The sequence below is a fragment of the Paenibacillus marinisediminis genome (genome assembly GCF_054343325.1).
The window spans coordinates 20,247-32,015 of sequence record NZ_JBTGUH010000008.1 but is presented as its reverse complement, the minus strand read 5'-3'; the positions used below and the strand labels follow the sequence as shown (position 1 = coordinate 32,015).

Below are 11,769 nucleotides of genomic sequence, written 5' to 3'. Positions count from 1 at the left end.
CCATGAAGATTCGTAAAGCGATTATTCCTGCTGCTGGTCTCGGTACCCGATTCTTGCCGGCTACGAAAGCTATGCCGAAAGAGATGCTTCCGATCGTCGATAAGCCGACCATACAATACATAGTGGAAGAGGCTGTAGCGTCTGGTATTGAGGACATCATTATTGTTACAGGTAAAGGCAAACGTGCGATTGAGGATCATTTTGATAATTACTATGAGCTCGAGCATGCGCTGCTTGAGAAAGAAAAAATATCGCTGCTTGAAGAGGTGCGCAGATCCTCTGAGATGGCGAACATTCACTATATTCGTCAGAAAGAACCTCGTGGGCTAGGCCATGCGATATGGTGCGCCCGCAAGTTCATCGGCAACGAACCGTTTGCCGTGCTGCTGGGGGATGATATGGTAGAGTCAGATACTCCATGCCTGCGGCAGATGATGGATGTCTACGATGATTATGAATCCACTGTAGTCGGAGTTCAGCCTGTACCTTGGAAAGAAGTCCATCGTTATGGTGTAGTTGCAGGAGAACAGTTAACAGAACGGATTATGCGCTCGGATCGTTTGGTAGAGAAGCCGCCTGTTGATCAAGCGCCTTCCAACTGGGCGATTATGGGGCGTTATATCTTGACGCCGCGTATCTTTGAATTGCTGGATCAGCAAGAGGCGGGTGTGAACGGTGAGATTCAATTAACCGATGCCCTTGCTAAGCTTGGAATGAAGGAGCAGGTTCTGGCTTATCATTTTACAGGCCATCGGCATGACGTGGGAGAGAAGCTAGGATTCATCGAAACGACCATTCACTATGCATTGCAGCGGCCGGAGCTAAGAGAGGATCTGCTGCGCTATATGGCAGAGAAGCTGGAAGAAGCTCAATTGTTAACGAACTAATCATTATTATTGATAGGGACAGACCCGCATTCTTTTGGAGGAGTGAGGGTCTGTTCTTTTTGATAGACATAAGAAGAGGGAAGCTCAAGTCGCATAACGACAAGGGCTTCCCTTCAGTGCATTTCACGTACTATTTAATTGGTGTATTGATAATCTTTTCAATTTCTTTCGCTTCTTCAGGGTTGAATGCAATTAGCTTATCATAAGCAGCCTGATCTCTAGCGCCAAGGATCTCAGACATGGCAATGTACCAGCGATGCAGTTCAATATTGCTCATATCAGAAGTATCCTCTAAGTTAATAAGCTGCTCTTGCAGACGCGGCTTCATAAAGTCGTACGCTTCTTGCGTCTTGCCGTTCAAGTAGTAGATCTGTCCAACATGTAGAGCAACCTTCGGTGTAATCTCAAATACTCGACCTTGCAGTTGCCCCTCTGGAAGAGTCTTGAGGTACTCCATGCCATCTTCAACATATTTCAGCATGTCCATCACGACGGCAGAATACTTATCGACTTCTGCTTGATCGCCAACTGACATGTAGGCTAAACGTGAAGCTGAACGCATGTAACCTTCAATCCACTTGATATTCCAAGGATAACGGTGCAAGTTCTGCTCGTAGACGCTTAAGATTTCTTTCTCCATATTTTTAGTGGAGTATAGATTGATTAGTTGAACGTACAGGTTCATACTGTTCGGTTCATACTTCAGCGCTTCCTGCAGTAAGGTATAAGATGCATCATAGTAGGATTCATCTTGTGTCTGCTTATAAATTTGGGTCAGCAAGTTAGCTTTTAAACTTACATAATCCGGGTGATGCGGTCTTATGCTTAGCGCTTTATCAAGCGGTGCTGTAATCACATTATAATCGTTGCTAGTTTGAAGATTGGTGGTCGCTTGTTTGTATCCATTAGTAGCAGATATAAACGTTATGGATGTGAACAGCAATACAACAGCTAGAAGACCGATGAAAATACTAAGCGATGTTCGGAGTGTCTTTGGCTGCCACTTTATCTTCTTCAGAGGCTTATGATCAATAGATGCAGTCATTGCGCCTAGGCATATAAATACTAATATAGCTATATATACAAAACTCATATTAAAGTCCATCACACTATGAACAAGAATAGACACAGCTATGATGAAATATGGGAAGTAGCTATCGCGTTCCTCTTGTGTAGCTCGTATAAAGGTACGTATATACTGATAAAAAATAGTAAATAAGAAAATGGCAAAGATTAGGAATCCAATGATACCAACTTCAACCAGATACTGCATGTAAAAGCTGTGAGCTTGTCTTGAAGTATAAGGGTTGTTCTGATACTCTTCGTACATAGCTGCCCATGCGCCGCCGCCAGCACCAATCAGCGGGTAATCAGCGATAACTTTAGCTGAATCCTTATAGAACGTGATACGTTCCAATACACTGTGCTGGTTAAGATTAATCGTTTCAAGACGAGCTTGGATGCTATCAGGAAGCACATTCTTAGCACTTGTTCCCGTGAATACAAACAGCAGCAATCCTCCTAAGATCATCCCACCTATTGGGAAAAGGAAATTACCCCACTTCTTAGAAGTTAGACCGCTAAACTTGGCTTCTAACCATGGCGATACCCAGCGTTCCAATGCATATGAGATTGCCGCTGATATGGCGGAACCAATTAGAATGAATGCCCAACCCTTAAAGGATTGTGAAAAGCTGAATGTTTCCTGTACAGCCAGTCCGAGCTCTGTAACAGGATTCATAATTATCAGCGTAACCATTCCACTTACAGCTAGATGAAGGATCCACATCAACTGACGATGCGGCTTTAAGAATACGAGCAGTATAACGAAGACAACTGGCAGAAGCACCAAACCGCTGCGTGATAGAGTTAAGAATATAGATAAAATGATCGGCACGAGCATGAAGCTATGCAGAGCCTTCTCCCACCATCTACGCGCGACACCTGTCATGAATAGGGCAGTAAACAAGAATGCCATTAAGTAAGCTGCGTATGTATTTGCGTACTGGAACACAGAAGTGAGACGCTGGCCATCGACTGTAGGTAATACAGCTTCGTTAAACTTACCATCCGGGCCAATTGGAATGAACCAGCCCAGTATGACACTAAGCCATTTCGTACTATTTAGCCAATGCAGCAGACCGAATGCTACTATGCTGTAGGCTGTACCTATGATAATCCATTGCATAATTGTATTGACTCTTTTATCTTCAAACAAGTATGCCGAAATCGTATAGAAGATAAAGTACGTACTTGTGATTAATACCATATTGGTAGCTGAAGAACTAGAGACAGCGGTTGTTAATGACAGTAAGTAGCTCCCAGGTATCAATATGCTTAATGCGACTAGAATTGTCTTTGTATTAACTTCTTTGAGTGCTTTTCTAAGGAAAGGAATGGATACCAGAGCGATAACGGATGTCATCAATACCGCGGTGAAAATAGGCTTATCAAAACTCCACGTCAATCCATTAAATAGAGCGACTTGGTAGGGAGCCCATACTAGAAATAGACCAATCATCCAGACTAGAATCTTGCTTTCTAAGGGCCGCGGTGTACTACTCTTAGAATTTTTAGCAGATTTACTTGCTTTGCTGCTATAACCGTACTGTGACATGATTATGTTACACTCCTCTTCTGATGTGCATTAAACACAAATTCGTTTATGCGCTCAATAAATTGCTGCTTATTAAAGGTGTGAGCATGCTGCTGTATACGAACAGAGTCGAACTCAATGCTTGAGATATCCTGCACACGTCGGACAACAGATGTGACAGTGGGTTCTTCAAAGAACAGTCCAGTTTCACCTTGAATTACAGTTTCGAGCGCGCCGCCTTTACCGTATGCTAGAACAGGTCTACCAGATGCTTGAGCTTCAAGAGGAGTTATTCCAAAGTCCTCTTCTCCTCCTAATATGAAGGCGCGACATCGTGAGTAGTATTGAGCAATTACTTCATCGGATTGATAGCCCATAAAAGTAATAGTTGATCCTGCCAAGCTTTCTAGACGCTTACGATCATAACCATCTCCGATGATAACTAACGGCCACTTTAACTGATTGAACGCCTCAATGATCAGATCGATTCGCTTATATGGAATAAGACGGGATACGATTAAGAAGTAATCCTCTATTTGATCGGACCGTGTGAATTGCTCCGTAGAAACCGGAGGATGAATGACAACTGATTCTCGTCCGTAGTATTTGTGAATCCGTTTGGCGACATTGTTAGAATTAGCGATAAAATAATCCACCCGCTGCGCTGTTGCTTGATCCCACAATCGAATCTTGTGCAGCACTCGCGGCAGCACAAACTTAAATATTGGGTTGCGAAGCTCTGCCATGTACTGATGGTACAGATCCCAAACATATCGCATTGGTGTATGGCAGTAGCAGACGTGAGTCTGGGATGTATTTGTTATTACTCCTTTGGCAAATGCGCTTGAGGTGGATAAGACAACCTCATACTCACGCAGATCAAACTGCTCAACTGCTAGTGGTAGCAGTGATAGCATTTTCTTATAGTGTTTCTGGGCTAGCGGCAGCTTTTGCACAAATGAGTTTCGGATGTCGGCATGCTTAAACGATTCTGGCATCTTGTCCAGATTGGAGATCAACGTATAGATTGGTGACTCTGGATAGCGCTCCATAAACGCTTCCAATACTCGCTCAGCACCACCGTGCTGATTGATATAATCATGGACTATGGCTAGGTTCATGTCATAACTCCTACATATTATTTTCTGGAATCCATCACTTGCTGATACACAGCAGCTGTAATCTCAGCAGTATGATTCCAACTATATAAGCAGGCTCTAGCAAGAGCTTGTTGTTGTCTCTTCTGATACAAGGATTCATTATGAATAATCTCAAAGATCTTATCCGCCCATTGTTCAGGCTCGTGAGGACTGCATAAGAGATCAGGTGCTCCGATTATTTCAGGAATAGAGGATACATTAGATCCGATAACAGGTGTTCCGCACTTCATCGCTTCTACTAACGGTAATCCAAATCCTTCGTACCAAGAAGGCATAGCTAGAAGAGCAGCCTTATTATAGAGAGCAGGAAGATCCTCGTCTGGTATATAACCAGTAAAATGAATATCATCACTCAACTGGTGTTGCTCGATATATTCGTATAACGGAGATGTCCGCCAGCCTTTTGCCCCTACGATGACGAGCTTGTAGTCAGTATGATAACGCTGCTGTATCATATGAAAGGCTTTAGCTAGTGTTAATAGATTTTTACGGGCTTCTATTGTACCGACGTATAGTATATACCGATCTGGGAGCCCGTGTTTCTTAATAACCTTATCGATAGATTCATTCTCTAAAGGTTGGAATTGATCATCAGCCGCCAAAGGCGTCACGGTTATTCGATCTGGTTCGATATTCAATAGCTCCACGATGTCTGATTTGGTTGCTTCGGATACGGCTAAGATATGATCTGCATGTTCAGCACAGTAGGGCACCCATTTCATATGGTGATTGTATATTTTTTGACTTGTCGTTTCAGGATACCTCATAAAGGCTAAGTCGTGAATGGTGATGACATGACGCTTATGCTTTATCGGCATATAGGTAAAGTTTATTCCATGAAAGATGTCAAAAGGTGACGAAGATCGAAAGTCATAAGGGAAACTGTACAACATATTCGGTCTCATCAGACGTCGGATCACCTTATATGGATAACGACTATTATACATGGAGAAATGATCACGTGAGATTGGATACACTTCACGTTTCTTGGCTATCTGATTCATACCTACTGTTACGTTAAGATGTTGCGGAAGGTGCTCAATTAATTTAGCTGTGTAGCGGCCTATCCCTGTCAAAGGTACGACAAGAGGCTGGCCGTCGATGCAAATGTTCATTAATAAGCTCCTTCTCCCTTAAGCACAACAGGTATCGTTTTTAAAAGGATCTTGATGTCGAGTGTTAAGCTCCAATTTTCGATATAATACACGTCAAGATTCATCCACTGCTGGAAGGATAGATCACTTCGACCGCTAACCTGCCATAAGCCTGTTATACCAGGGAGCACCTCTAGTCGTCGCCATTCCCAGTCACTATAATGTTCAACTTCCATCTCGAGCGGAGGTCTCGGACCAATAAGACTCATATCACCCTTAAGGACGTTGAGCAGCTGAGGAAGCTCATCGATTGAATACTTGCGGATAAAGCGACCCACTCTTGTAATTCGAGGATCGTTCTTCATCTTGAATGCTATTCCTTCAACCTCATTCTCCTGAGCTAGCTTTGTAATCAACTGATCTGCATCCTGCACCATTGAGCGGAACTTGTACATGTAGAATAGCTTTCCGTTCTTTCCTACTCGTGTTTGCTTATAGAATATAGGCCCCTTTGATTCACACTTGATACAGACAGCTGTAAATAACGTAATTGGCAGTGTTAGAACAAAGGCAATTGTCGTTAGCGTATAATCAACCAATCGCTTTAACCATAAGCCATATCCTCGCATCGGTGTACGCACAAGTGATACGGTAGGCAGTGAATTAATATTGCCGACCTGTACCGTCCCCAATACGAGATTAAACATATCAGGGATTACCTTGATCTCAATCGGCGATTTGCGGAAGTCAGCAATGATGGATTGTACAAGAGGTCTTTCAGACGGAATGGTAATGATAATTTCATCAGCCATCAGATTACTGTTGAATATTTCACGAATCTTTCCTGTTGGTCCGAGACAGGGAATACCTGCGATTGGTTCTTCGACAGAATCGTCTATGTATCCGACAACATGATAGCCAAGCCACTTGTGCTGTTGAAATTCTTCAATCAGGGAGGTACCTACCTTTCCAGCACCAATGATAACTACTGAGCGGGAAAGAAGACCGCTTTGATTCAAGCTCAGATAAAGTCGACGTTTGAGGAAACGTAAGATCACATTTGTTCCAATCGCCGAGAACCAGAACAGGATAATGACGATTCGTGACAAGTCGGTTAGCTTAAATAAGAAGCCCAATCCAACTGCTAGAACAATCGCATAAGATAAAGCCCGAGTAGATTTGAGGATCTCATCTATTAGACCGGAAGTTGCTATAAAGGTGTGCAATCGATATTTATACGTCAGGAAGCCATAAACTAAAGCGAATATTATATAAAAGTATAAATAATAAGAGAACCGAGGATTAGCCAACTCAAATAGCTCTAGCGGCACGTTAAACTCCAAGTGAATTCGCCAAGCATAATACAAAAAGTAGATAAGGGTGAGTGCTAGACCTTCAAGAGCTACGAATAAGATGGACAATAGATTGATAGTCATTCGCTTGCTCTCTATTTTTTTATTCAATTCTATGGAAGGTAAGAAAGTATCCTGCTTTCGTTCCTTAGCGTACATATATTCCACTGCAGCTTCCTCCATATGCTAAATTTTATTACAGTACTATTGCAAATATATATATGTAGAAATTTGCATGATTTATTGTTACGATGATAGATATATGTGTCGAGCTTCATTAATTATAACTCTTTTTGTAGGAATTAGGTATCATATGGCGAATGTTACATTGTATATTGAAAATAAAGTAAATTATAATAGATAATTGGGATATAAAACAACGGAGGTATTTTAATATGACGATTACGGCAGTCATTATGGCTGGTGGTAAGGGAGAACGTTTTTGGCCGAAGAGTCGGACGAACTTGCCCAAACAGTTTTTAAATATCTCAGGCAGCAAATCGATGATACAGCAATGTATCAGCCGCCTGCAAAAGTTTATACCTGTCGAACAGGTATTTGTGGTAACGAATGAGCTGTATGCTGAGTTAATCAAAGCTCAAATTCCATTGTTGCCAGTTGAGAATATCATAATTGAACCAGTGGGGCGAAATACAGCTCCTTGTGTTGGGCTTGCATCAATTATTATCGAGGATCGTTATCCAGATAGCACCATGGTTGTCCTGCCATCAGATCACATCATTAAGGATGAGGATGAATTCCTTCACATACTTGAAACAGCAGCAGAAGTGAGCCAGGTAGGCAAGAATCTGGTGACGCTGGGCATTGAACCTACATATCCTGAGACAGGTTACGGTTATATTGAAAGCACCAATATTATAACACCAGTAAATGGTTTACAGGTTCACAAAGTAGATAAATTTGTCGAAAAGCCAGATCTTGATACAGCAACTTCTTATCTAGAAGCAGGTAATTATTATTGGAACAGCGGTATCTTTGTATGGAGAACTGATGTTATAAGAGGGTACATCCAAGAGCATATGCCCCAGGTCCATGATCTAATTGAAACGATGAAGGTCGCTTTCCAAGACGAAGATAGAAATGAAGTTATTCGTCGAGAGTTCCCTAAGATGCCGGATCAGTCTATCGATTATGGAATAATGGAGAAGGTCAAAGATATTTATGTGATTCCGTGTGATTTTGGTTGGGATGATGTTGGCAGCTGGACGGCGTTGGAAAGAATCAACTCCGTAGATGATAACGGAAATGTTATAAAAGGAAATGCGATTAATATCGACACTAGCAATTGCATATTGGAAAGTGATGGTAAATTAATAGCTACTCTGGGTGTTAATGATTTGATCATTATTAACACGGATGACATCACATTGGTTTGTACTAAAGACAAAGCCCAGGAAATTAAAAAGATTATTAAAGAGCTCAGAGATCAGGAAATGGATCAATATCTATAAGAATTAAGGAGATATGCAGGTGTCTAAACTTAAAGAACTTTACTCATATAGACAGATGCTTAAGAGTATGGTGTTAACGGATTTAAGAACAAGATATAAGGGCTCCATATTAGGGTTTCTTTGGACATTTTTAAATCCACTATTACTGCTTGTTATTTATTCGGTTGTATTTTCTATTATCATGAGGATGAATATTGAGAATTATTCCATGTTTTTATTTGTTGCGATGCTTCCATGGACTTTCTTTCAGTCAGCAATTATGTCTAGTTCAGGGGTTATTATTAGAAACGGGAGTCTAGTTAAGAAGATATTTTTCCCTCGGGAAATACTTCCTATCTCAACAGTCTTAGGGGCTGCAGTCAACTATTTATTTGGAGTTGTGATACTGATTCCTTCTCTAATATTCTTTGGAATCAGCATTGAGTGGACAATATTGTTGTTCCCAGTTATCCTTGCCATTCAAACTATTATGACACTGGGTATTTCCTATATCGTATCTGCTTTAACTGTGTTCTTTAGAGATTTAGAGCATATAATAGGGATACTGTTTACAGCTGCCTTTTATATAACACCAATCATTTATCCAATTACGATGGCACCAGAACAGTTTCAAAAATTATTCTACCTAAATCCAATGACAACTATTATTGAATCATATAGAGATATCTTGTTCTATGGTAAGCTTCCATCATTCGTAAATTTATCGATATCCCTTATTACTGCAATTATCTTCTTGCTACTAGGTCATTATATTTTCTCGAAGATGCAGAAGCGGTTTGCTGAAGAAATATAATATTACTAAAGGAGTTACGTATGGATGTTATCAAGATTTCTAATGTTTCCAAAAAGTTTACGTTACATAAAGAGAAGAATGTAACTCTGAAAGAAAAATTGATTTATAGAAATCGAAGTTCTGTTGAAGAGTTTTGGGCTTTAGATAATGTGAGTTGTAATATTAAAAAAGGTACGACAGTTGGATTGATTGGAAGAAATGGATCTGGGAAGAGTACCTTGTTGAAACTTATGACAAGAATTATATATCCTACTTCCGGAGATATTGAGACAAATGGAAGAGTTTCTAGTTTATTGGAGCTAGGAGCAGGATTTCATCCTGACTTTTCAGGTAGAGAGAATATCTACATGAATGCCTCTATACTTGGTTTCACCAAACGAGAAATAGATGAAAGATTTAATGATATCATCGAGTTCTCGGAATTGGAGGAGTTTATTGATAATCCTCTTCGAAGCTACTCTTCAGGGATGTATATGAGGCTAGCCTTTTCTGTGGCAATAAGCGTAGATCCTGACATTCTTCTCATTGACGAAGTGCTTTCCGTAGGTGATTCTTCATTTCAAAAGAAATGTATTAATAAATTGAAGCAACTTAAAATGGAAAAGAAGACAATAGTAATTGTCTCACATGACAACTTCACGATGGAGACGTTGTGTGATGAAATAATATGGTTGAATAAAGGCAAAATTGTACAATTTGGCGAAGCAAGAACGGTTGTAAATGAGTACATGGATTTTTTAGCTAAGGAAGATGGAAAGAGATTAACAGAAAAGTCATCAGTACAACAACCGGATCAAATAGAGCTTGTAGTGGATGAACCAACATTTGAGGAGCGAACGTTGGGGAGTCGATGGGGCAATCAGAAGGTTGCAATTAGTAATGTAAGAATGTTTAATGCGCAGGGAGAAGATTCACGACTATTTCCGAGTGGAAATAAGATGTCGATTACATTTGATTTTGAGTTAAATCAAGATATCGGCAAAGATTTAGTATTTGGATTTGGAATCATGACGATGGATGGAAGAGATTGTTACGGGAGTAACACTTATAACAGTGATGTTATATATTTTAAAGATGAACCAAAAGGTAGAGTTACAATTAATATTTCTGAGTTGAATTTAATGGGCGGCAATTATCTGATTAATATTGCTGCGCATCAAGTAAATGGAACATCATATGATTATCACTATGGATGCTATGAAATACAGGTAATATCAACAGATAGAGGAATCGGTATCTGCCAGTTAAAGCACTCATGGGATATTCAATAGATGAAGATATTAATGGATGGAATATCTTTGTTGTCGTCCAGAACAGGAGTTGGCTATTATACTAGCAATCTTTATAAACATCTGAACCTATTGTATGACAGTTCATCAGAGATCAAACTTATATGTAATGGACTTAAGCCACCTTGGAGAATCGCTACATCTAATGGGACTATTTATAAGGTGCCATTTCCATACGAGAAGCTTAAGGACAAAAATCTAGATGCGCTATTTTCTCTTGCAAAACTAGAGTATTTTAGTCGTTCATTTGATATTTATCACGGTACTAATTTTTCTTTGCTCCCGACTAGGGACGCCAAAAAGGTTGTTACAATTCATGATCTTTCTTTCTTAAAATTACCTGATTTACTAAGCGAGTCAATAGTAAAGCACCATATGAAGTGGGCGTTAAACAGTATTGAGGAAGCAGATGCAATCATAACGGTATCTGAAAGTGTCAGGCAAGAATTGATTGACACTTTGAATGTAACACCTGAAATGATTCATATCACTCATTTGGCTGCTTCTCGCGATTTTAGACCTAGAAATGACGCACTTCAATTTGAATCTTTACGATTGAAGTATGGGTTTGATCATTCATTCCTGTTGTTTGTAGGTACTTTAGAACACAGGAAAAACATCACAGGTCTAATTCAGGCTTATGAAATCGCTAAGCGCAAGTATGGATTAAAACAACAGTTAATTCTAATAGGTAAAGATGGACTTGGAATTGAAGAAGTTCATAATATGATTGATAAATATAACTTGAGAAAATCAGTTCGAATAGTGGGTTATGTTGATGAACAGGATCTTCCATGTATTTACAACATGGCTGACGCATTAGTTTATGTTTCTCTTTATGAAGGGTTCGGTCTTCCAATCATTGAAGCTATGCAATCAGGTCTCCCAGTTATTACATCTAATCTATCATCTATGCCTGAAGTAGCAGGTCATGCGGCACTACTGGTGAATCCATATGATGCTGACGAAATAGCAAAATATATATGTGAGCTGACAGAGGATGAGGTTAAACGCCAAGATTTAATTATGAGAGGAATTCAACGAAGCAACCAATTTAATTGGGATGCTACTGCTATAAATACAATGAGTATCTATAATAAGCTGTAGAAATAATCAACTAGAGGGA

The 11,769-nt window shown here is 40.0% G+C and carries 9 protein-coding genes; 5 read left to right on the top strand and 4 right to left on the bottom strand.

The window, feature by feature from the left end; translation table 11 throughout:
- Positions 1-2 precede the first annotated feature (2 nt).
- Complete coding sequence (galU, locus tag ACXX53_RS16940; protein ID WP_458569858.1) at positions 3-887, top strand: UTP--glucose-1-phosphate uridylyltransferase GalU; 885 nt, start codon at positions 3-5, stop codon at positions 885-887.
- 130 nt (positions 888-1,017) lie between these two features.
- Here galU and ACXX53_RS16935 read toward each other — a convergent pair whose 3' ends face one another.
- Genes ACXX53_RS16935 through ACXX53_RS16920 form a run of 4 tightly spaced genes read right to left on the bottom strand, consistent with a single transcriptional unit; the run spans position 1,018 to position 7,248 of the window.
- Positions 1,018-3,504, bottom strand: a complete 2,487-nt coding sequence (locus ACXX53_RS16935) for an O-antigen ligase family protein (RefSeq protein ID WP_458569857.1) — start codon at positions 3,502-3,504, stop codon at positions 1,018-1,020.
- A 2-nt stretch (positions 3,505-3,506) separates the two neighbouring features.
- Complete coding sequence (locus tag ACXX53_RS16930) at positions 3,507-4,604, bottom strand: glycosyltransferase (protein WP_458569856.1); 1,098 nt, start codon at positions 4,602-4,604, stop codon at positions 3,507-3,509.
- 17 nt (positions 4,605-4,621) lie between these two features.
- Positions 4,622-5,758 carry a glycosyltransferase family 4 protein gene (locus ACXX53_RS16925; RefSeq protein WP_458569855.1) on the bottom strand — a complete coding sequence of 379 codons (1,137 nt, stop codon included), beginning with the start codon at positions 5,756-5,758 and terminating at the stop codon, positions 4,622-4,624.
- Entirely contained in the window at positions 5,758-7,248 is a 1,491-nt protein-coding gene (locus ACXX53_RS16920) for a sugar transferase (protein ID WP_458570022.1), read from the bottom strand. Before ACXX53_RS16920 ends, ACXX53_RS16925 begins: the two co-directional genes overlap by 1 nt.
- A 236-nt stretch (positions 7,249-7,484) precedes the next feature.
- On the opposite strand from ACXX53_RS16920, the gene ACXX53_RS16915 reads away from it, so the two are divergent.
- Genes ACXX53_RS16915 through ACXX53_RS16900 form a run of 4 tightly spaced genes read left to right on the top strand, consistent with a single transcriptional unit; the run spans position 7,485 to position 11,750 of the window.
- On the top strand, positions 7,485-8,561 hold the full coding sequence (locus ACXX53_RS16915) for a mannose-1-phosphate guanylyltransferase (RefSeq protein ID WP_458569854.1): 1,077 nt from the start codon (positions 7,485-7,487) through the stop codon (positions 8,559-8,561).
- 19 nt (positions 8,562-8,580) lie between these two features.
- The gene (locus ACXX53_RS16910; protein WP_458569853.1) at positions 8,581-9,354 is read left to right on the top strand and encodes an ABC transporter permease; all 774 of its coding nucleotides are present in this window, start codon (positions 8,581-8,583) and stop codon (positions 9,352-9,354) included.
- 20 nt (positions 9,355-9,374) lie between these two features.
- Entirely contained in the window at positions 9,375-10,625 is a 1,251-nt protein-coding gene (locus tag ACXX53_RS16905; RefSeq protein WP_458569852.1) for an ABC transporter ATP-binding protein, read from the top strand.
- A complete protein-coding gene (locus ACXX53_RS16900; protein WP_458569851.1) occupies positions 10,626-11,750 on the top strand; it encodes a glycosyltransferase family 4 protein in 1,125 nt (374 codons plus the stop codon). It abuts the gene before it with no gap.
- Positions 11,751-11,769 lie beyond the last annotated feature (19 nt).